Consider the following 21,802-nt stretch of genomic DNA (forward strand, 5'->3'; position numbering starts at 1 on the left):
AAATTTGCCTTATCGAAGATTTTTTCGCCGAATTTGCAAGGGAAACGTTTGCGCAATAAACCGACAGCGTTTGCGTGAATATGTTGTTAAGTTATTAATTACTATGAATTTAGTAGGAAATGACGGGCGGGAAGCTTTTACCAGATATGGAATCTTTGAGAGGATAGCACAAAAAAAAATGAAATATCAGACTTGCTGTTAGTAAATCACAGCCTATAATGCTGAAAACCGGAGCGTCTGCCAACGCTCCGGTTTTTTTGTGTCCGAAACTCAGTAAAGCGTCTGCCAACGCTTACCGAAAACGCACGACACGTAATATGATTACAGGACAAATTATCATGCGTATCGAACAAGAACTTAAGTTAGGTTTCAAAGATGTACTCTTCCGTCCGAAGCGTTCTACCCTTAAAAGCCGTTCTCAAGTTGAATTAACCCGCGATTTTACATTCAAGCATAGCGGTCGTCAATGGTCTGGTACTCCAGTAATTGCAGCGAACATGGATTCGGTAGCAAGCTTTGAAATGGCAGCTGCTCTAGCAGAGCACGGTGTTATGACTGCAGTACACAAGCACTACACAGTAGAGCAGTGGGCTGAGTTCGCAAAAACAGCAGACAAGAAAACGCTGAACAACGTATTTGTTTCAACAGGTACTTCTGAAGCTGAGTTTGAGAAAACTAAGCAAATCATGGCGCTTAGCGACGAATTCGTATTTATCTGTATTGATATCGCTAACGGCTACTCAGAGCACCTAGTTGAGTATGTACAAAAAGTACGTGCTGAATTCCCGACTAAAGTTATCTCTGCTGGTAACGTTGTAACGGGTGACATGGTTGAAGAGCTAATCCTAGCTGGCGCAGACATCGTTAAGGTTGGTATCGGCCCTGGTTCTGTTTGTACTACACGTGTTAAAACAGGCGTAGGTTACCCTCAACTTTCTGCAATCATCGAGTGTGGCGACGCAGCACACGGCCTTGGCGGCATGATCATCGGTGACGGTGGCTGTTCATGTGCGGGTGACGTATCTAAAGCGTTCGGCGGCGGTGCTGACTTCGTAATGCTAGGCGGCATGCTAGCAGGTCACTCTGAGTCAGGCGGCGAAGTTGTAGAGCAAGACGGTAAGCAATTCATGAAGTTCTATGGAATGTCGTCACAGTCGGCTATGGACAAGCACTCAGGTGGTGTTGCTAAGTACCGTGCTGCTGAAGGTAAAACTGTTTTACTTCCGTTCCGTGGCTCTGTTCACAACACAATTTCTGACATCCTTGGTGGTGTACGTTCAACTTGTACATACGTAGGCGCAGCAAAGCTTAAAGAGCTAACTAAGCGTACAACTTTCATTCGTGTACAAGAACAAGAAAACAACGTATTCGGTAAAGAGTAATCTGAACTGATTCGAATAGTTTGAAAATCAAGAGCCGCTAAAGCGGCTCTTTTTTTACGTGAAATTGATAAAATCAATGTCATTAAACCTGCGCGCTAATAATCTGTCTAATTTTCAGAAGACGCTGGATTTAGAATGTGACTAACAGATTTAATGATCGCAGGAACTATGATGGTTATTAGTACTAACGTGAATAATGATGCCTCAAACCAGTGCCAACCTAATATACTTGTAGTATAAAAGTAAGCGCCTAAAGAGAGTGGCAGCGTCAAATTAAACACGATTAAGACGATTAACGCAGCTCCTGCCCATACCATACCAAACTGATTCTCAAGTCCTGAAAAACCTATAGACAGGTAGCACGTACCAGATATTGTAACAAGTAAAGCACTAAGGCAGCCTGATCTCATTTTGTTGCCTAGAATATTAACGAAAAAAGCAAAACTATCAGAACGCCTAATTATTTGAATTAGCATTCAAAAATTAATATTACTTTCAAATGCTATTAGTCTTTGTAAAACTCATTTATCGTCTCTTTAGTTGATTGTCACATGATTGTTTTTTCATTTGGTATCTTGAAAATAAGTTTATGCTTTGTAGTCGAAGTTTAATTCATGCCTAACATATGCTTTACAAATTCGCTGCGATCCAGAGTAATTGATTCAGGACTTTTCCCCGGCACGACCGACAGAGACACCATCGGATGTCGGTAAGGGTTCTTACAATAGCTATATCAATAGTATTGATATTTTAACTAGTGTGGTATCAGTTAATAGAAACAATACTATTGATTTTTAGATAGCTCGCCCAGTAATGAGCTTTCGCTCCACATCGTTTACTTCATGCTGAATTATTCGTTGATTGGGAAATTCGAAGGAAACAGTGCTCGTTTCGCTTCTTCATCACGTTCGGTTTTAAACTCAATGCCTTTGCCGATTTCGCGAGCACGCAGTGCAGCAGGGCGAGTGTTGATTGCGTTAAACCAGCGCTTCAAGTTCGGGTAGGGTTCTAAGCCTTCTTCACCAAGCACGACAGGTGCTTTATCAATCCAGCCCCATGCAGCGACATCGACAATCGTGTACTCATTTCCGACGATAAACTCACGACCTTCTATATGCTTCTCTAACACTTCGTAGTGACGTTGTGCTTCACGTAGGTATCGGTTCACAGCGTAGTCTAAGCCTGCTGGTGCAGCATGGCGGAAGTGTACCGATTGGCCTGAATATGGACCAAGGCCACTCGCGATAAACATCATCCAAGAGAGTAGTTCAGCTCTGTCTTCTGGCTGACCGCCAAGCTTGCCTGTTTTCTCTGAGAGATACAGAAGGATAGCGTTAGAGTCGAATACACGTTGTCCTTCATCTTCAATCGCAGGCGTTTTGCCATTTGGATTGATTAAACGATATTCCGGTGAATGCTGCTCACCCTTTAAGGTATCGACAGGAACAAGTTCAAAATCTAGGCCTGTCTCTTCCAAAAACAGAGCGATCTTCATTGGGTTTGGTGTTTGGTGAAAATAGAACTTAAGCATGGGGTAACTCCTTGTATTGGTCATTTATTAAAGCACCACTTGAACGATCGTTCAATGATTGATTTTTGAATTTTCTGTGAATTGACTGATTTGATATCACACTCTGTGCTTTTTGAACTTGGTGAGCAAACGTGAATGAGCGTGGACTAAAAGGGAGATAGCGTTTTAAGTTGCTGAAATAATGAACATAAAACGTACATTTAGAAATAAGACAGAGCTTCGAAACTTACGGATTTAGATGGAATAGGCAGGTGGGATTTGAAGTTAAATATTCCTAAGACATCAAGGGAGCTCCTCATAACTCGAAGCTATCTGGATATTTGAGCCTACTCTGGCGCATAAAATCGTGATCTGCAGCCACATCTTATGCAACAAATGAATATAAACCTTGGAGAGTAAGGTTTGGTTCACGGTTTTTTAATCTTGGCGGCTTACATTGGTGAGCAAATCTGATGTGAACACTTAACGACACAGGATCTTTCCATGAAAAAGAACATTATCGCCCTCGCTCTTGGTGGCATGCTCGCTTTTGGCGCAACACCTTATTCTTTTGCAGCTAACGATGGCGCTGTACAGGCTTCTGCGGATTACGCGCAGTTGGTGACCAAGCGACAAGTTGTCGACCAATTACTTCTTGATGCGTTGCAGGCGTTTAAGTCTCCGGCAAGAATTTCTCACGCGGGCTTCACGGCTAAAATGCCAAGTAACATGGAAATTGTGACTAACCGATTGTTAGAAGCTTACCAACTAGAACCTTACCGTACTGACTTGCTTATCTCGGCAGCGAACGCTCAGATCTACAACAAGAATGCAGAGCGAGCTATTGAGCTGTTTGAACAAGCGCTGACGGTTGCACCAGACGATGTTGATCTTCACGCTTATCTTGCGGTTTGGCAGCGTTTTGAAGGTAATGAAAGTGAATCCAACAAGCACATGGAGAAGCTAGAAAGCCTGAACAAAGGTAAAGCAGAAGACATCAAACGCATTTTTGCTACGGTCGATCGCGTGCTAGAAACACCGCTTAAAGAATCTGCGGACAAAGGGTTGCTTGATGATCACGGCGCTATCGTTACTCTAGGTTATGCGCTGAATCCAGACGGCTCAATGCATCAGATCTTGATTGAGCGTCTTGAGACGACATTGGCGATGGCTAAAGCGAATCCGGATGCGATGATCGTGTTAACGGGTGGCGTGCCCAAGAACCACAAGACTGAAGGCAAGTTGATGGCGGACTGGCTTATCGATAAAGGGGTAAGCAAAGATCGCATCATTGAAGAAAACTATGCGACTAGCACGGTTGGCAATGCCTTGTTCAGTAGCTACGCACTTGCTCGCCATGATATTAAGCACGCGACCATTATTAGCTCGGCAAGCCATGTTCGTCGTGGTCAAACTCTGTTTGAAATCGCTAGCTGGCAAACCGGCCCTCAGGGCATTACTTTTGATACGGTTTCTTACCCAGACAAGCCACTCGCAGATCTTAAGAAGGCGAGTGATGGTGAGCTACTAGGTATCTACCGAGATGCGCTTAGAACCTATGGTATGTGGAGCTACCGCTCTTACCCATTAGAGTCTCGCTAGGCTTAGGGTTACTTCACAGTAGGCAAAGTATAAGTTGCTAGTACAATCGAGCACAGCTAGATGGTATGCTGTGCTCCTACTTAATTTAGTGTTTCAAAGGCAAAAAAATGAACCCGATTTTAGCAATGTTGAAAGAGAACAATATTAGCGACGAGCAGATCAGCGAGCTATTCAAGACGTTGACCGAGAACCCTCTTGCAGCAATGGCGACGATCAGCCAACTTGGCTTACCACAAGATAAACTTCAAATGCTGATGGGCCAGGTAATGCAAAACCCTGCGCTAATCAAAGAAGCAGTTGAAGAGCTTGGCCTAGATTTTTCTAAGGTTGAAGCCGCTAAAGAGCAACTTCAAAAATAATAGAGTCTGAATGAGCGATTTTGTTAGGAAGTGATAGCCGATTCGGTTAACTGTTCTTGAGATTGCGAATTAGACTTGAGTAAAAAGCCGTTTGAGTATCAATACTTAAACGGCTTTTTTGCTCCGACTTAGAAAGGCTAGAAAGAGATACGACAAAAATACTAGTCCGATGTGACTCCCTCGCTTAAATCATGTAATTTCTTTTTAACACTCATGTTTCAATAAACTGAATTCCGGCGTTGCTCATGAAATCTAGCTTAAGTATTCGATCTTACACCAAGCAATTTAATACCCATGCTCATGATGACCATCATCAACTGGTATTGCCGATCCAAGGCAGTATCAATATCGAGATGGTGGGGTATGTCGGCAAAGTGGCCGTGGGAGAATGTGTGGTGATTCCGGTAACTACAGCGCATGCGTTTAAAGCGGATGAAGCCGCGCGGTTTATTGTCGCGGATATGGCGGAGTTGCCGCAGCACTTGTTGGAGCATGAGCTCTCGGTTTTCACGATAACGCCACCTTTGATGAGCTTCTTGTTGTTTGTTGAGAAGCAGCTGGAATATCAGGTCGATAGCGGTATTGAGTCATCCATCTTGGATGTGTTTTCACTGCTGTTAGAGCAACAACAAGTGAGCAAGAGCATCGACCCAAGAATCCGGGCGGTACAAAGGCTGATAGCGGATAACTACACGCAACCGTTATCCATTTCACAACTTGCAGAAACGGCCTGTTTGAGCCCCACTCAATTTAAAAAACGCTTCAAAGAGTGCCTGGGGATCAGTGCGCTTAAATACATCACTCGATATCGCATGGAGAAAGCCCAAGCCTTGTTAACTCATACCGATTTACCGGTTCAATTGATTGCTGAAAATGTGGGCTATAGTGATGTGTCTGCTTTCAGTCGTCGCTTCTCTCAGCACTTTGGGATGTCTCCAAGGGCGTTTCTAGGCTCAATGAAAGAGAGTCTTTAGAAACAACAATAGCGTCCTTTCGGCAAACTAACTTTTATCAATCTTCACTATTATCTATTTCAGAACTGAAAATTGGGTAATAGAAATGAATCTTGCCATCAATCGCGTTAACGAATTCCAAACGGGCACTTTAGCCATCTTGTTTGCTTCTATTTTATGGGGCACGACAGGCACCGCCGCAAGCTTTGCGCCTGATTTAAGCCCACTAGCGATTGGTGCTTTCTCTATGGGCGTCGGTGGTCTAATGCAAGCGGGCTTGGCGTATCGAAAGATCTTATCTTCACTTGATAAGCTTTTGCTCAACAAAAAGTTGTTAGCGGCGAGTGCGCTGGCTTTGGCGATCTATCCTCTGGCTTTTTACTCTTCGATGAAGTTATCGGGTGTCGCAATGGGCACAGTGGTGTCGATAGCTACTGCTCCTTTCTTTTCTGCACTTTTAGAGTGTCTTATTAGCAAAAAGAATAATATCAACAAACGTTGGTTAACGAGCTTTGCCATTGGCGTGGTTGGTATTGGGCTACTGGTATTTTCAGAATCATCATCAGCGAATGATTCTGGTGACGATCTGAAGCTTTTGGGCATTGGATTAGGGTTGATTGCTGGGTTGTGTTACGCCATTTATTCATGGGCGACAAAAGCTCTGATAGACGAAGGCATTAAGTCGCAAGCAGCGATGGGCAGCATATTTGGGCTAGGAGCGATGTTGCTACTGCCAACGCTTTGGTTTACGGGGGATAACTTGTTCGCATCGAATACCAATATATTGGTGGTGAGTTACTTGGTGTTACTTCCTCAATGTTTAGGCTATATCGCTTTCAGTTTTGGGCTACGCCATGTCACAGCGAGTAGCGCCAACTTGATTACCTTACTTGAGCCAGTCGTTGCCGCCGTGTTGGCCGTGTGTATTGTGGGTGAGCTTATTCCATTGGTTGGATGGCTAGGTATGTTCTTGATAGTGATGTGTTTATTCATCCAATCTCAGCCAACTAAAAAGCCATTATAAGTATTTGTTAAAACGGGATTAATTGAATTAAATTCATGCGTGATTCTTATAATTGAATAAAATGAGTATCTCAGTTGCGAGAGTGCTGTTACTATCGTTATCAATAGTCGGGGGGCATATACCTTAGTTGGTGTTTGCTGAGATCGTTATTCGAGACCCGTTGAACCTGATTCAGTTAACACTGGCGTAGGGAACTATGATTACTTTGCCTACGTGGTTCAACAATGATCTCTCATTGCTTTCACCTCCACACTCTCTTTGCGGCCAAAGTTCGGTTCTCTTACGTCTTTTAGACAGTAGGAGCGACCATGACACAGCATTCCAATTCTCAAGTATCACCTAACAGCACTCAAACACCAGAAAACCAATCTTCTTCGATCAATACTCCGATTGTTTTGACCATTGCGGGTTCTGACAGTGGTGGTGGCGCGGGCATTCAAGCTGATATTAAAGCCATGTCTGCAACGGGTAGCTTCGCTTGTTCGGTAATTACCGCGATTACATCTCAGAACACCCAAGGCGTGTCCGCTATATTTCCAATCCCACTAGAGCATGTCGCTAGTCAGTTAGATGCAGTGTTTACCGATTTGAATATCGTGGCGGTAAAAGTCGGCATGTTGGCTGATTCGCAAATCATCAAAGTCGTCGCGGACAAAATCAAACAATACCAACCTAAACACTTAGTGATTGACCCTGTGATGGTCGCGACAAGTGGTGATCTGCTGTTAGAAAACTCGGCAATTACGACGTTAAAACAAGAGCTGATTCCGCTGGCAGACATCATTACTCCTAACTTGCCGGAAGGCGCAGCACTAACGGGCAAAGCTGTGCCTGAAAGCGAAGCCGAAATGCAGGATATGATTGAAGACCTGCGTGCACTAGGTGCTAAAGCCGTTCTTCTCAAAGGCGGTCATTTAGAGAAGGATGAGAACAGTAACGACTTACTGATTCTGCCAACCACGTCTGCTTTGATTAGTGCGAAGCGTTTTCCTACCAAAAACACCCACGGTACGGGTTGTACGCTTTCATCTGCTATTGCTTCTTTCTTAGCGCAAGGCAACACGCTGTCAGAGGCTGTTGAGCTAGGCAAACAATACATTTCGCGCGCGATTGCTCATGCTGATGAGTTGCAAGTCGGCCAAGGTCATGGGCCCGTAAATCACTTCTTCGCTGGGCACGGGAATGTCTGTTAATACGGTGGGTGTTCAGCTCAGCAATGCCTCTTTACGTTATAACGACAGTGAGCACGCAACCTTATCGGGATTGTCGCTTAGCTTAAACGCAGGTAAGTGGACGGTATTGCTAGGTCGAAGTGGCTGCGGGAAAACCACGGTATTGCGTTATCTGGCAGGCTTGTTGGACGACAAGGTGGAGTGGCAGGGAATATTGACAACCTCTGATGAATTGCCTTTAACGGATCGCATCGCTTACATGGCGCAGCAGGATTTGTTGCTGCCGTGGCTGTCGGTTATCGACAATGTATGTCTGAGTCATCGTTTTCAAAATTCAGCTTCTGACAAAGCACTGCAAACCAATCAAGCACTCGAGTTGCTCGCTGCGGTTGGTTTGGCTGATTATGCGAATGCGATGCCGGATCAGTTGTCTGGTGGTATGCGTCAACGTGTCGCTTTGGCTCGAACTTTAATGCAAGACAAGCCAGTGGTGCTGATGGATGAGCCGTTCTCTGCGTTGGATGCGGTAACGAGACACAAACTACAGAGCTTAGCGTGTGAGCTGTTGAGAGATAAAACCGTTGTGTTGATCACCCATGATCCACAAGAAGCGGTGCGTTTGGCGGACAATTTGTATGTGTTGCAAGGCACACCTGCGAATGCTCAGTCTTTATCTGTGCCTCTCACATCAACACCACGAGTGCTCGATGGTGAGTGTGCCGAGTTGCAACAAGCGATCTTAGATCAGTTGGAGCGTGATTATGAATGATCTAACGCGAAGTGGAGCTGTAGCTCATTCAACTAACGGACAGGCTGACACTACACGCCATCGTCAGATGAATCCTGTTGTTCGTTTGCTTATCAGCAGTGCTGTGATTCTCGGTTTATGGCAGTTAGTTGTGGTTATCTTCGAGATGCCGAGCTTCATTCTGCCCACGCCAGCAGAAGTCTTTTTAAAGCTGATTGAACGTTACGATGTGTTACTAAAACACACATGGGTGACTGCGCAAGAGATCCTACTTGGCTTGTTACTCGGTTTGTCGATGGGGCTGTTTTTCGCCCTGCAGATGCTGATGTTTGATCCGCTAAAGCGTTGGCTATTGCCTATCTTAATTGCCAGCCAAGCGATCCCTGTGTTTGCTATCGCGCCAGTACTGATGCTGTGGCTAGGTTATGGCATCGCATCAAAAGTGGTGATGGCGGCGATCATTATCTTCTTCCCAGTAACCACTTGTTGTTACGACGGTCTACGCAATACACCGACAGGTTATCTCGATCTTGCCAAGACGATGGGTGCATCGAAGTGGCAATTGCTACGTCATATCCAACTTCCTGCCGCACTGCCAACCTTAGCGTCTGGCATTCGTGTGGCGGTGGTGATTGCGCCAATTGGAGCGGTTGTCGGCGAGTGGGTTGGTTCGAGTGAGGGGCTGGGTTACTTAATGCTGCAGGCCAACGCGCGCATGATCATCGATGAGATGTTTGCTGCCTTGTTCATCTTGGCGGTGCTGTCTATCTCGCTCTACTTCGTTACAGATAAATTACTCAAAAAAGCTATCCCTTGGGAGAACCAGTAATGGCTTGCTCAATAACACTTTGTTTAATAAGGCTTCGCTCAACGCTATTTATCTCAACAATAGCTCGTTAAAAATGAGCTCTATAAACACAATAATAATATTCAAAAGGGAAGGTTAACTATGAAAAATACCAAATTGGTAGGTGCAGTGGCACTGCTTGCTTCATTGGTTTCAGGTCATGTATTAGCGGATTCGGAACAGAAAAAACTGACACTGATGTTGGATTGGTTTGTAAACCCGAACCATGGTCCAATTGTGATTGCTCAAGAGCGCGGTTACTTTGCAGATCAGGGTCTAGAGATTGAAATCCAAGAACCCGCTGACCCAAGCACACCTGCAAAACTCGTTGCAGCAGGTAAGGTCGATCTCGCAGTAACCTATCAACCAAGTTTAACCATGGATGTGGCGGCAGGCTTGCCTCTCGTTCGTGCATCAACCCTTATTGCGACACCACTGAACACACTCATGGTGCTGGATAACGGCAAGAACGATTCGTTAGCGGATCTGAAAGGCAAGAAGATCGGTATCGCGATTGCGGGTAATGAAGAAGCGACGATCGGTACCATGCTGGCTCAGGAAAACGTTGCGTTTACAGATGTGCAAACCATCAATGTTGGTTGGGCTCTTTCGTCTTCACTGGCATCAGGCAAGGTAGATGCAATTTGGGGTGGCTTACGTAACTTCGAAACGAACCAGCTAGCCCTTGAAGGATTTAAAGCCAAAGCATTCTTCCCAGAAGAGCACGGTGTGCCAGCTTACGACGAGTTGATCTTTGTGGCGAACGCAAAGAAACACGACGACGAAGCCATCAAAGCATTCAACAAAGCGCTCGAGCAAGCAACGACTTACATTGTGAACCACCCGCAAGACTCTTGGAGTGAGTTTGTGGCGTATTCACCAGATACGTTGAATAACGAGCTTAACCAACGCGCATGGAACGACACATTGACTCGCTTTGCACTTCGCCCTTCTGCTGTAGATATGAAGCGTTACGACGATTACGCACAGTTCATGTTCGACAAAGGCATCATCAAATCACTACCAAAAGCCGCTGATTACGTACCGACTTTTGACTAAGGAATCTCATGAAATACCAAGACTTAATCCAAGCCTGTCAGCAAGATTGGCAAGACTACACCGAGCATGATTTTGTTAAAACGCTAGCAAACGGCACCCTCGCTCAGCCGTGTTTTCTGCATTATTTGAAGCAAGATTTTTTGTTTTTAAAGCAGTATGCCCGTGCTTATGCATTGGCAATTTACAAGGCTAAAACCTTGGCTGATATGCGTCGTGCACTGCCTAGTGTTCATGCTCTGTTAGATTCTGAAATTTCACACCACGTGACTTACTGTGGTCAGTGGGGTTTAACCGAATCGGATTTAGAAAACGAGCCTGAAGATTTCGGCACTGTTGCCTACACGCGCTACGTTCTAGATGCGGGTATGACGGGTGATCTTGTCGACTTATATGCGGCACTGGCTCCGTGTTCAATCGGTTATGCCGTGATTGGTAAAGCGCTGTTAGAAAGCAGTGATACTGTATTAGAAGGCAACTCGTACGCAAGCTGGCTGCAACTATACGGCGGAGAAGAGTTCCAATCTGGCGTGGCAACGGGCGCGGAATACTTCAACCAGCTGCTTGCTGAAATTGATATCAACAGCGAGCGCGGTCAGAACATCGTTCATATCTTCAAAACGGCAACGCGTATGGAAGTGGCTTTTTGGCAGCAAGGTCTGAATGCACTTAATGACTCAACCGCGGCTTAAAGCGACTTTCACGAATAAGGATTTATCCATGCTAACTGAACAAATCATCCAATCGTTGCGCGCAGTACGAGAGCAAAAACCACTGGTTGCGAACATCACTAACTATGTAGTGATGAACAACACGGCCAACGCGTTATTGGCGATTGGCGCTTCGCCTATCATGGCGCACTCACAACAAGAACTGGCTGAGATGATGTCATTCTCTGGCGCGCTTGTGATTAACATTGGCACATTAGACAGTGTTTGGACGCCAAGAATGCGCTTCGCGGTCGAACAAGCTAACGCGAACAATAAGGTTGTGGTTCTTGACCCTGTGGGTTGCGGTGCAAGTACGCTGCGTACTGAGACTTCTCGTGAAATTGCACGTTTAGCCGATAAGCTAATCATTCGTGGTAATGCGTCTGAGATTATCGCGCTAGCGGGTGAGCAAGCACAGAGCAAAGGCGTTGATGCGTTGGATAGCAGTGATGCTGCATTAGGCGCTGCGCAATGCTTAGTGGCTGAATACGGCGCGAATGTAGTTATTTCTGGTGAGACGGATTACGTTGTCACGAAAGACAGTGTTGTGACGTTAAACAATGGTCATCCAATGATGCCGTATGTGACAGGCATGGGCTGTACTTTAACAGCATTGACGGGCGCATTTGCTGCTATTGGTGATGACAGTGGTTTGGCGGCAGCAGCGGTATTAGGTGTGGTTGGTGAAATCGCAGCTGAAAACTCACGCGGCCCGGGTAGCTTGCAAATTAACTTGCTTGATGAGTTGTATCAGTTAGACGAAGAGACTCTGATTCAACGATTGAAGATTCAGTAGGGTTAACCGAACTCTAAGCCACAAGCCTAACTTAAATCTCTTTAGATAAAGAAAAGCCCCCGACACTTATGTGCTGGGGGCTTTTTATTATTGCTTTGGAACTGTGCCAGCTGTGTATGGACTAGCTGGCTAGGTTCTAAATCGATTCACTTGGCTCTCTAGGTGGTGAGCAACCTCAGTTAAGTCGCTGGCTGCACCTGAAATGCTGCTGACTGATTCTTGGTTACTTTGCGCGATGGTGTTTGCACCTTGCGCGTTCTCACCGAGTGATTTAGTGAGACGATCCTGCTCATCAACTGACACTGCGATTTGGCTGTTGGCTTGATTCAGATCTTGGATGTGTTGATTAATCACATGTAAGTTCTGAGAAGCTTGCTGTGCTTGAGTTGAAGCATCTGAAACCGTGCTGTGGCTCTCTTTAATTGACTCTAACGCATCTTTAGCGCCACGTTGTAGTGAGGTAATGAGCTCATCAATCTGGCTTGCAGAATCTTGGGTACGTTTAGCCAGAGTCCTTACTTCATCGGCTACGACGGCAAATCCACGACCTTGTTCGCCTGCTCGAGCGGCTTCAATTGCGGCATTCAGCGCGAGAAGGTTGGTCTGCTCAGATACGCCTTTGATTACTTCCAGTATCGCGCCAATGTTCATCGACTCTTTGTGCAGGTCGGTCACTTTCTGGCTGCTGACCTGCATGCTTTCATCGGCGCTGCCAATTTCGTGCAGTGTCTTGTCTACTTCCTTGAGACCCATCGCGACATTCTCGGTCGCTTGGTTCGCGACTTGAGAGGCGTGGTTGGCACTTGAAGCTATCTCTGATGTGCTTGAAGCCAGCTGATCAACGGCAGAAGAGATATTTATCATCTCGCTATTCAATTGTGTTGCGTTGGTCGAGCTGTTATTGGTCACTTGATTGAGTGACTCCGACATCTCACCAATACGCACGCTAGAACGGTTCACTTGGCCAACAATATCGCGCAGAGATTCAATGGTGATCTCCATATTAGTCAGCAGTTCGCCAATCTCATTTTTGCTCTCAATGTTCACTTCCACATTCAGGTTGCCCTGAGAAAGCTCGTTGGTGATCTGTTTAACTTGTGCGATGCCTTTAGTAATAGAGCGAGTCACCAACACGGCGCTCGTCATGCCAATAACTAAAGCCACACCCGTCAGCAATATGATGATTTGAATCGAGCGCTTTTCGCTGGCTTGCAGTTCTGGTGTTAATGCTTGTTTCTGTTGTTCTAGAATGCTCTGAGCATCAGCTACCGAAATCGCTAAGCTGTCACCAATAGAGGCGAGGGTAGCGGTTCTTTGCGTGTTCTCAATCATCTGTTGATGAACTTGCTCAAAGCCTTTCGCGTACGCTTCCCGTTGGTTAGAGAAATCTTCAATCAATTCACTTTGATAAGGAGATGATTTAAGAGATTCAATATCGCCTTCTATACCTGGCAGAGCATATTCAAAAATGTCTTTACCAGCTTCATAGGTTTTGAGGTCGTTGTTGTTTGAGTAACTCAGCACTGTGATCTTGGCTGCGAGGAAGTTCTCCATCAACATGCCTGTGTATAAGCTCGCGTTTGGATCATTGTTATTGTAAGACTCATACAATAAGCTCTGAGCCGCTTTCAGTGCGTTGGTTTCTCGTGTGACCATCTCCACGTTCACTAACTGGTCAATGAGCAGTTGGCTCTGTTTCATTGATCCATAAGCCGCATCAAAAGCTGCAACGCTGTCTTGCACTAATTGCAGGCTCGACAAGCTATCAGTATTGGTGGTGGTTTGGATTAAGTTGTTCAGCAGTTCATCAATCGCAAGTTTGCTCGATTGATAATTCGCTTCGTATTGATCATCCAATGACTCTAAGTAACGTTCAGAAGCTAAACGCATCTGAAGAAAGTGCACTTGAATGTTGCCTGACAATGTCGCCTTGTGGCTGAGGTCACTGTACTGGCTAAAGCCGTTCGACAAGGTTTGAATACCTTTGTAACTCACAAGGCCTGAAATGACGAAAAAGAGCAAGCAGATGGCATAACCCAGCTTGATCTTGAGCGCTATAGAAAGGTGGCGCATAACTATCCCTATATTTACCTGATTCCTTCATAGGGGAGTATTTCATAAAACAGCATTCTGGGCATGCTAAAGCGAATAGTTTGTGTAATAAGTAACGCTTTTGTTAGAAAAATCGGGTTTTTCAACATGCTTTCAACGAGTTGCGTATTTGAATTCAACCGCCTAACTTAAGGAATTAAGTGCTAACTTCCATGCATAGGATGTGATTTGTCGGTAAAATGGCAGAAAACCAATTTTAGAAATCGACTTCAAAGGTACGCGATGAACCCTTATAAACTTTATCTGGTGACTGACGACCAACAAGATCTAGAAACGCTTAAATTCGTGGTTGAACAAGCGGTTGCGGGTGGCGTCACTATGGTTCAAGTAAGAGAAAAACATGGGGACGTAAGAGCCTTCATTGAACGAGCACAAGCGGTTAAGTCGATTCTGGCTGGCTCAGGTGTTCCGCTGATCATCAATGACCGAGTGGACGTAGCATTGGCTGTCGACGCCGATGGTTTGCATCTGGGTCAATCGGATATGCCTGCAGAGTTAGCACGTAAGCTGATTGGTTCAGACAAGATTCTTGGGTTATCAATTGAAACTGAACAGCAGCTACAACAAGCAGATAGTTTGCCGATCGATTACATTGGTCTCAGTGCGATTTTTGCCACACCGACTAAGACGAATCTAAAGAAACATTGGGGTTATGAAGGCATTCAAATGGCTTTGAAAACAACGAAATTGCCGATTGTTGGTATCGGTGGAATCAACGAATCGAACATTCCGCAGTTGGTTCAGACAGGTATTCACGGCCTGGCCTTGGTATCAGCGATATGTCACGCAGAAGACCCGAAACAAGCGACCCAAGATTTGTTGTTTTTGATGGGAGAGTGAGTTTGTGGTGGCTAGAAAACAAATGAGACTCGTCATTTGTTTTCTAGTTAGAGCGCATTAAAGCGCTCGATGCAGTAGCCAGTAAAATTTGTGGTCTAACTTACTGAATACACAGAGCAACCGTGCCGATGACCATAAGAACGATCGCAGCGTACCAACCGTATTGTGCTGTTTTATCAGCAACAAACACCTTAATGTAGTTGATCTCTTCATGCGCCATTGCGATGAAGTCCGTGTAGTTAATCGATAACTCACGGCTAGCTTCTTTCAGGTCTTGTTGAAGCTTGTTGAAAGACTCATCGATGAAGCCCTTTGTTTCCGAAGCAGACGGAGTAGCAGTTAACGCAAGGCTATTCCAAACCGCCATACGCGATTCATATTCGCTTTCACTGACACAATTAAGTACGCGTAAATCATACTCTCGTTTGTTACGCTCTTTACCCATTTTCTCAGGGCAAATATTTCTTAAAACGTTCACGACAAATTTTCCAAAAGGTTCATTTAGATATAAAAAAGCACTCAAAGAGCGCTCATAAACTGGGTGCGAATTAATATTCAAAAAGTGATCTATTTGAAACCGATATAAGCAACGGCAAGGCTGAGCGCTTATCTGGGAGATTTGAAGTTGGGTCAGTGGTGTTAAAGAACGATTTGGGTCTGTCTATATTCGTTTGAAAAGACAAACCCGTTGGGATCGCATAGTAGTTATGTCACTTTGGGACATCAACTAGGGTGTTTTATCCACACGACAAAGATATTTATCGGCAAGATAAGCAGAAATGAGGTAGCGGTGGTGAGTCCCACGTCGATATTGAATCTATGAATTGACGATGAGTGAAGAACAGGGGAGGTTAGTTAGCCTGCCATTGATTGTATTGCAGTGAGTGCCTCTTAAGCTGCTCAATAAGGCTGGTGAGAACTGGGCCGTTGATGTGGCTGCGAGACACCAAACATCCCACTGGAGTAATCCAACCACCATGCTCGTGCGAAACAGGCAACGCCACAAGGTCGCCTTTTTGAATGCCTTCCATCACCATCATCTCGGGCACATTAGCCCAACCCACGTTCTGTTCAACGAGATCAACAATGGTCTTGTGGTTGTTGGCGTACCAAAGCATCGAGCTAATACCGTAGGTGAACCACAATTCGCGCTGCTTTGAGCTGCGATGCACACATTGGCGATAACGCTTGAGGTCCGAGTCTTGTACTACGGACATGCGACTCAGTTCGTGAGTGGCAGAGCTAACAGTTAGGAAACGCGCTTGGCCCAGTAAGAAGAAGTCCATATCCACTTTAAGTTCACCATCCGCATAGATGATGCCAATCTGCGCTTTGCCACGTCTCACTAGATCTTCAACATCGAAGGTAGAAGTGGTGATGATATCGAAGTGCGTGATTGGGAACTGATCGGCCAGTGAGCTGATTATCTTAATGAAATTCTTATATATGATGCTTTCATCAACCGCAATGATCAGTTCGTGCTCATCTTCTTGGGTCAGCGATTCTACTTTTTGATCGAAGTACTTTTGCTGGTCAAGAATGGACTTAGCCACAGGCAATAACGCTTTACCTTTGCTGGTTAAAACGGGGATGTTTTTCTCTCGGTTAAACAGCTCTTGGTCAATGGCAATTTCGAGGTTGGCTATCGATTGGCTTACCCCAGACTGAGCTCGTTTCAGTTTGCGAGCGGCGGCAGAGAAAGAGCCACTTTCACACACCGTGACGAAGACTTTTAGTTGCTCAAAACTGTACATGTTATCTCTCGCTCAATACAAAATGGGGTACTTATACTTAAGCTATCACTAAATGTGATGGCTGTTAACTTTCTCTTATTGTTTTCGGTGACATAATTTCGGTAAGTCCACCATGTTATAAATTGCTATAGGAATGTATGAGTACGTTAGAGAGAGTTTTCCACTCGGTGTTGTTTGAAGTATTGGCCGTCACACTGTCAATTATAGGTTTAGCGATATTTACTGATCACGATGTGAATGCCTTATCAGGAACCATGATAGTTGTTGCGACTATCGCGATGATTTGGAACTACTGTTTTAACCGTATTTTTGATCGTTATTTCACGGGTGAAAAATCAAAGCGTTCGCTCGAATTACGTGTTTTTCATGTCGTGCTATTTGAGGCTGGCTTGTTGATCGCGACGATCCCTGTGATGGCATACTTACTTAACGTGGGGTTATGGCAAGCATTTTTGATGGACATCGGCGTGACCATTTTTATTACCATTTACGCGTTTGTGTTTAATCTGATTTATGACCATGTTCGAGCATTCTGGGTACGCAGAGGGGAGCTAGCCGTTCAGTAATCTACCAAGTCAGTAAACACGAGCTTGGCCACTAACCGTTTGTTTATTCGTTATTTTGACGGAGATATTCGGTTAGTAGGCCAAGGTAACCCGGCACTGGTTGGCATTCAAAGTGGCGGTCTCGAATCTTTTCAATCTCTTCCGCTTAATAGTTAGTGTAACCCTATGCACTTATTGTTCGATATGTAATTTGAATTTGTATGTGTCGTAAAATGGTAAATATCTTAATTAAAACTTAGCCATCATAGTCATTCGCCCATCACCAGAGCAAACTATGAACAAGTTAAGTTATGACCGAAAAATGCCGCTATACGTGGTGTCTGCACTTGTCCTCAATATGGCATTTAGCTTGTGGTTGCTGAGTATTGCTTCTACGCCAGCCATGTTTTTTTCGGTGTGTGCGTTGTTTTTACTTAGCACTCTTATTACCGCACGCCTTTATCGACATGAAATGGCTCAAAGCAAGAATAACTTGTCGGAAGCGATCATTGATGGTGTCGCAGGTTTTATTGTCCTCGATAGTCAATTGAGGGTCATACAAGTGAATCAACAATTCTCTCGGGTTTCAGGTTATGCCTTTGACCAAGTCGAATCTCGTCCGATTTCTGATCTCTGTTTTATGAATAACAGCAGCCTAATCACGACCATTACTCGCTCACTGAAGGAAAACCAGAGATGGAAAGGTGAGTTGAGTGGCGTCAGTCGACTTGGTGAGCAGTTTACCGTAAACGTTGTGGTGGAAAAGCTAACTGAAATTCTGCCGCACAATAACAAGTACGTGGTGACCTTTACGGATATTAGCCGACGCAAGATATTGGAGCGTCGATTAAGAATGCTGGTGGAAACGGATTCACTGACAGGGGGCTGGAATCGACGCCGCTTTGATAACGACTTAAAACATTATTCTAACCTGGCAGAGCGTTATGGTTACACACATTCCTGTTTTGCGTTAGTGCATGTGTTTTTCCCTGAGCCTAAATCGGCGTTCTCAGGCTTCGCTGCTGCGCCACTCGAAAAGAAACAGCGTTGGTATGCGGCCTTTAAGGCGATGATTATCTCCTATCCAGTGGTGTGCTTTTTCTTTATTTTTCAAATATCTGAAGCTTTACTGACAATGATGTTCATTGCGTTGTTATCGTTGATGATTACGTCAGAGAAGTCGATAAAGTTGAGCGCTTTTTTGGTGATAAGTAACGGTATCGGGGGATTGCTGGCGATTGCTGCTTTTTCAATTCTTTCTATAGTACCCAACATTGTCTTCTATTCTTTGTTTATAGGACTTATTGCATTCTTATGGCTACCAAGATCTACACGGTTCCCGAAAAAGCACCTATTTTCGCCACTGCATTTAGTACGTTGCTCGTACTGGTTGGTAGCACGTTGATGAGCTCCGGTGACATCGATAGCAACACTCTTATACGCATATTCCAATTAGTGTTAATTGGCATATATATGATTTTGGCTTCTCTATTCCTAGAAACACGGAATTGGAAGTTTCTACAAAATCAGCCTTAATTTTGTCTAACAAGGACGTCTCATGAAGTTAACCGATGATTTTTCAAAACAGGCGATAGACGCTGCCATCAAGATCGCAGCGATTGCCATGCTCGTGTATTGGTGTTTTTCGATTTTGCGCCCATTCATTCTTCTGGTGATATGGGGTGCGATCATTGCGACTGCGTTGTATCCAGTGGCGGTCGCAATTTCAAATAAAACCGGGATGTCGAAAGGTAAAGCCAGTGCATTGCTGAGCTTTATTGGTGTGATTCTTCTATTTATTCCTTTGGCGGCGCTTTCTTCTGGTATCTACACCAGCGCGACTGACCTGATGACAGGGCTTCAAGATGGCACATTGTCATTGCCTAAACCGAAAGAGTCCTTACAAGATATTCCATTCATAGGTGAGAAGGTTTATTCAACCTTGGTTGCCGCCTCCAACAATATTGAAGGCACTTTCATAAAGTATGCGGATGAACTTAAACAGTTTGCGACGAAAGCGGCTTCTGTTCTTGGCTCGTTAGGTGGCGGCTTTATTCAGTTCATCATCTCTACCATCATTGCGGGTGCATTCATGAGTAATGCCGATAAATGCAAAACCGGCGTGACTCACTTAGTGGCGCGTTTAACGGGCGGTAAAGGTGAAGAGTTGGTAGAGCTCTCTAAATCGACCGTGCGAAGCGTTGTGCAAGGTGTGATTGGTGTGGCTGTGATTCAATCCATGATGTCGGCAATCGGTTTGGTGATTGCAGGCGTTCCAGCAGCTGCGTTTTGGGCGCTAGCTGTGCTGCTCATTGCGATAATCCAACTTCCACCGATTCTCGCTCTATTGCCGGCGATCATCTACATGTTCAGCGTTGAATCGACACTGGCGGCGAGCTTGTTCTTAGTGTGGTGTATTTTGGTGAGCGGCAGTGACGCTATCTTAAAGCCAGTATTGCTGAGCCGTGGCTCTCACATTCCAATGTTGGTAATTCTATTGGGTGCTCTGGGCGGAATGGCTATGTCAGGCATCGTCGGTCTGTTTGTCGGTGCTGTGATACTGAGTTTAAGCTATGAGCTGATGATGGCGTGGCTTGGACTTGAAGAGAAAAACCAACAAGAAACTGAGAAAAAACCTGCAGAGGTCGAGGGAAAATAGATGAAGCCAGTCTCTAAAGACGACAACTTCTACTTCTTATTCTATGCACTGTTGGTGTTGTTTTTTGGTTGCGCGGTGATGCAGCAGTTTTATCCGCAAGGCCAGAAAACAATCCTATTTCTTATCATTATTACGTTGGCGAGTTCAATTGCCGGTATTCATAAAGAGCGAGCCTTGTATCGCTCTTGGTATGGGCTGTTATTGATTACGGCGCTCGTGTCTGGCGTGTTTTCATTTTTGGAAGGCTATAACCTGTCGATAGTGACGCTATCGGCGTTGGCTGTGTTCTTGTTTTCACACATTTACTCGGCGTTGAAGCAGGTGATGAAAGCCAAAACGGTGACACCCAATCACATCATCGGCTCCATCTGTATTTACTTGTTGCTAGGGTTTGCTTGGTCGACCATCTACTTGTTAATTTTAGAGATCTTTCCTAATGCCTTTAACGGGTTAGAAGAGCAAGTCTGGCTGACGAACTTGTTTAATGCGATGTACTTTAGCTTTATCACCTTGACTACGGTTGGTTACGGCGACATATTACCAGCTCTGCCTATTGCTCAATTCTTTGTGTTTATGGAATCCATTATCGGCAGCTTTTACTTAGCTATCATGGTGGCGAGTTTGGTGAGCATTCGACTTGCACAGTCTCAGTCCCAATAGAGCATTTACAAATAATAGAGCACATACAAACAAGCCCGGCAATCGCCGGGCTTGTTCTATTTTATGAGCTCAAAAGTCTCTTTAAGTTTGAACTCTGTGTGGGCGATGAACCTTAAGCTTCAGTGCCTTGAATCTTCTCTAATTCAGCGATAGTTGTTTGCGATACAAGCTGACCATCCATGTAATAGGTAACGTTTTGACCGTCTTTGATGCCCGTTAGAGTCGCTGTTTCACCAGATGTATAGACGATGTCCATTTGAATCGTGTTTTCGTCGATCTTAATCATCTCACCCGTTTCAATGGTGCGATTGTTAGAAATTGGGCCGACAGGGGCTTCTTTCAAGCTTGGGTCCAGCTCATCGTTCACTTTGAAGTGCGTGTCTGTTTTTGTATCAAATACGTGTGGTGAACCGCTGATAGGGTTTTTACCTGTCCAGAATTCAAGTGAGTTGAATACCACATAGTCTGCTGCGGTAGTAATACCGTATACAGGCGCTAATAAGAAGTTTACACCTGCACGAGCATAGCGGTTATCGACAACTTCAACGTTAAATTTCATCACTTTCCCTGTTACGGCGTTACTACCGATACAACCAGTTAGCGCAGAAGCCAAAACCGTTAGTCCTACAATTTTAAGTGCAATCTTTTTCATTTTAGTACCTGTATAAGTTAGAAGTCTGTTTCGTTGGAACAGGTGTAGTATGGTTTTTATTCGATGGTCAGTTTTACCATTTAGCGCGACTGACGATATAAAATGCACTCGGATTTTTGGCATAAAGCTAGGTATAAAACTGGGCACAAAAAAAAGCTCGACCTAATAGGGCGCGCTTTGGGGTATTTAGATAAGTCGTAATGAAAACAACCACTCCAATATAGAATTACTTCATCACGTAGGTATAAGCCGATACGACAAGCCAGCGGAAAAACCGAAATAAAAGGGTGGTGGCTTTAAAGGCAAACTTGGCAATGGATACCATTGCTTCTGCACCAATGCTTACACACTTATGCAAATCGGATTCTTTGTATTCTGAATAGGTCATCTGTTTTCTCATTTCTCGCGGTTGTCTTTCATA

22 protein-coding genes and 1 riboswitch are annotated in these 21,802 nt (G+C 44.8%); of the genes, 16 read left to right on the top strand and 6 right to left on the bottom strand.

Features of this window, described 5'->3' with window-relative positions:
* The first annotated feature begins 338 nt into the window (after window positions 1–338).
* Entirely contained in the window at window positions 339–1,382 is a 1,044-nt protein-coding gene (locus tag AB4503_RS15240; protein ID WP_017062429.1) for a GMP reductase, read from the top strand.
* 850 nt (window positions 1,383–2,232) lie between these two features.
* Here the strand turns inward: AB4503_RS15240 and AB4503_RS15245 are convergent.
* Complete coding sequence (locus AB4503_RS15245) at window positions 2,233–2,913, bottom strand: glutathione S-transferase family protein (RefSeq protein ID WP_372115322.1); 681 nt, start codon at window positions 2,911–2,913, stop codon at window positions 2,233–2,235.
* Between the two features lie 483 nt (window positions 2,914–3,396).
* On the opposite strand from AB4503_RS15245, the gene AB4503_RS15250 reads away from it, so the two are divergent.
* The 10 genes from AB4503_RS15250 to thiM all read left to right on the top strand — a co-directional run bounded on the left by AB4503_RS15250 (window position 3,397) and on the right by thiM (window position 12,159).
* Window positions 3,397–4,494 carry an ElyC/SanA/YdcF family protein gene (locus AB4503_RS15250; RefSeq protein ID WP_372115323.1) on the top strand — a complete coding sequence of 366 codons (1,098 nt, stop codon included), beginning with the start codon at window positions 3,397–3,399 and terminating at the stop codon, window positions 4,492–4,494.
* 107 nt (window positions 4,495–4,601) lie between these two features.
* The gene (locus AB4503_RS15255; RefSeq protein ID WP_004731647.1) at window positions 4,602–4,853 is read left to right on the top strand and encodes a DUF2999 family protein; all 252 of its coding nucleotides are present in this window, start codon (window positions 4,602–4,604) and stop codon (window positions 4,851–4,853) included.
* Window positions 4,854–5,098: 245 nt separating this feature from the next.
* On the top strand, window positions 5,099–5,827 hold the full coding sequence (locus AB4503_RS15260) for an AraC family transcriptional regulator (protein ID WP_029224262.1): 729 nt from the start codon (window positions 5,099–5,101) through the stop codon (window positions 5,825–5,827).
* Between the two features lie 85 nt (window positions 5,828–5,912).
* The gene (locus tag AB4503_RS15265) at window positions 5,913–6,830 is read left to right on the top strand and encodes a DMT family transporter (RefSeq protein ID WP_372115324.1); all 918 of its coding nucleotides are present in this window, start codon (window positions 5,913–5,915) and stop codon (window positions 6,828–6,830) included.
* 98 nt (window positions 6,831–6,928) lie between these two features.
* A riboswitch (TPP riboswitch) is annotated at window positions 6,929–7,040 on the top strand.
* A 98-nt stretch (window positions 7,041–7,138) separates the two neighbouring features.
* Window positions 7,139–8,023, top strand: a complete 885-nt coding sequence (gene thiD / locus AB4503_RS15270; RefSeq protein ID WP_372115325.1) for a bifunctional hydroxymethylpyrimidine kinase/phosphomethylpyrimidine kinase — start codon at window positions 7,139–7,141, stop codon at window positions 8,021–8,023.
* The gene (locus AB4503_RS15275) at window positions 8,013–8,771 is read left to right on the top strand and encodes an ABC transporter ATP-binding protein (RefSeq protein ID WP_372115326.1); all 759 of its coding nucleotides are present in this window, start codon (window positions 8,013–8,015) and stop codon (window positions 8,769–8,771) included. The genes thiD and AB4503_RS15275 overlap by 11 nt, the downstream gene beginning before the upstream one ends.
* Entirely contained in the window at window positions 8,764–9,579 is an 816-nt protein-coding gene (locus AB4503_RS15280; protein WP_372115327.1) for an ABC transporter permease, read from the top strand. The genes AB4503_RS15275 and AB4503_RS15280 overlap by 8 nt, the downstream gene beginning before the upstream one ends.
* A gap of 120 nt (window positions 9,580–9,699) precedes the next feature.
* Window positions 9,700–10,656: an ABC transporter substrate-binding protein gene (locus AB4503_RS15285; protein ID WP_372115328.1), complete on the top strand. Its 957-nt coding sequence runs from the start codon at window positions 9,700–9,702 to the stop codon at window positions 10,654–10,656.
* An 8-nt stretch (window positions 10,657–10,664) separates the two neighbouring features.
* Entirely contained in the window at window positions 10,665–11,345 is a 681-nt protein-coding gene (gene tenA, locus AB4503_RS15290) for a thiaminase II (RefSeq protein WP_104216408.1), read from the top strand.
* Window positions 11,346–11,373: 28 nt separating this feature from the next.
* A complete protein-coding gene (gene thiM / locus AB4503_RS15295) occupies window positions 11,374–12,159 on the top strand; it encodes a hydroxyethylthiazole kinase (protein WP_372115329.1) in 786 nt (261 codons plus the stop codon).
* Between the two features lie 129 nt (window positions 12,160–12,288).
* On the opposite strand, the gene AB4503_RS15300 is transcribed toward thiM, so the two are convergent.
* Window positions 12,289–14,232, bottom strand: coding sequence for a methyl-accepting chemotaxis protein (locus AB4503_RS15300; RefSeq protein WP_372115330.1), 1,944 nt, complete (start codon window positions 14,230–14,232; stop codon window positions 12,289–12,291).
* Window positions 14,233–14,493: 261 nt separating this feature from the next.
* Between AB4503_RS15300 and thiE the strand changes: the two genes are divergently transcribed.
* Complete coding sequence (gene thiE, locus AB4503_RS15305; RefSeq protein WP_017061909.1) at window positions 14,494–15,111, top strand: thiamine phosphate synthase; 618 nt, start codon at window positions 14,494–14,496, stop codon at window positions 15,109–15,111.
* A 100-nt stretch (window positions 15,112–15,211) separates the two neighbouring features.
* Here thiE and AB4503_RS15310 read toward each other — a convergent pair whose 3' ends face one another.
* Both AB4503_RS15310 and AB4503_RS15315 read right to left on the bottom strand, forming a co-directional pair.
* The gene (locus AB4503_RS15310) at window positions 15,212–15,556 is read right to left on the bottom strand and encodes a hypothetical protein (protein WP_017064409.1); all 345 of its coding nucleotides are present in this window, start codon (window positions 15,554–15,556) and stop codon (window positions 15,212–15,214) included.
* Window positions 15,557–15,962: 406 nt separating this feature from the next.
* Window positions 15,963–16,865 (bottom strand): LysR family transcriptional regulator, encoded by a 903-nt coding sequence (locus tag AB4503_RS15315; RefSeq protein ID WP_372115331.1) that lies wholly within the window; start codon window positions 16,863–16,865, stop codon window positions 15,963–15,965.
* Between the two features lie 137 nt (window positions 16,866–17,002).
* Here AB4503_RS15315 and AB4503_RS15320 point away from each other — a divergent pair, with 137 nt between their 5' ends.
* From AB4503_RS15320 to AB4503_RS15335, 4 genes are all read left to right on the top strand, one after another.
* Window positions 17,003–17,431, top strand: a complete 429-nt coding sequence (locus AB4503_RS15320) for a PACE efflux transporter (protein WP_372115332.1) — start codon at window positions 17,003–17,005, stop codon at window positions 17,429–17,431.
* A gap of 274 nt (window positions 17,432–17,705) precedes the next feature.
* The gene (locus AB4503_RS15325; protein WP_372115333.1) at window positions 17,706–18,815 is read left to right on the top strand and encodes a PAS domain S-box protein; all 1,110 of its coding nucleotides are present in this window, start codon (window positions 17,706–17,708) and stop codon (window positions 18,813–18,815) included.
* Between the two features lie 153 nt (window positions 18,816–18,968).
* Window positions 18,969–20,069 carry an AI-2E family transporter gene (locus tag AB4503_RS15330; RefSeq protein WP_017068458.1) on the top strand — a complete coding sequence of 367 codons (1,101 nt, stop codon included), beginning with the start codon at window positions 18,969–18,971 and terminating at the stop codon, window positions 20,067–20,069.
* Window positions 20,070–20,729, top strand: coding sequence for a potassium channel family protein (locus AB4503_RS15335; RefSeq protein ID WP_372115334.1), 660 nt, complete (start codon window positions 20,070–20,072; stop codon window positions 20,727–20,729).
* Between the two features lie 112 nt (window positions 20,730–20,841).
* On the opposite strand, the gene AB4503_RS15340 is transcribed toward AB4503_RS15335, so the two are convergent.
* Both AB4503_RS15340 and AB4503_RS15345 read right to left on the bottom strand, forming a co-directional pair.
* A complete protein-coding gene (locus AB4503_RS15340; RefSeq protein ID WP_017061899.1) occupies window positions 20,842–21,381 on the bottom strand; it encodes a DUF3332 domain-containing protein in 540 nt (179 codons plus the stop codon).
* Between the two features lie 226 nt (window positions 21,382–21,607).
* A complete protein-coding gene (locus AB4503_RS15345; RefSeq protein ID WP_019820087.1) occupies window positions 21,608–21,769 on the bottom strand; it encodes a hypothetical protein in 162 nt (53 codons plus the stop codon).
* Between the last annotated feature and the right edge of the window lie 33 nt (window positions 21,770–21,802).

Origin of the sequence: Vibrio sp. 10N.222.55.B11 (assembly GCF_041473705.1) — a bacterium.
Classification (GTDB): domain Bacteria; phylum Pseudomonadota; class Gammaproteobacteria; order Enterobacterales; family Vibrionaceae; genus Vibrio; species Vibrio crassostreae_C.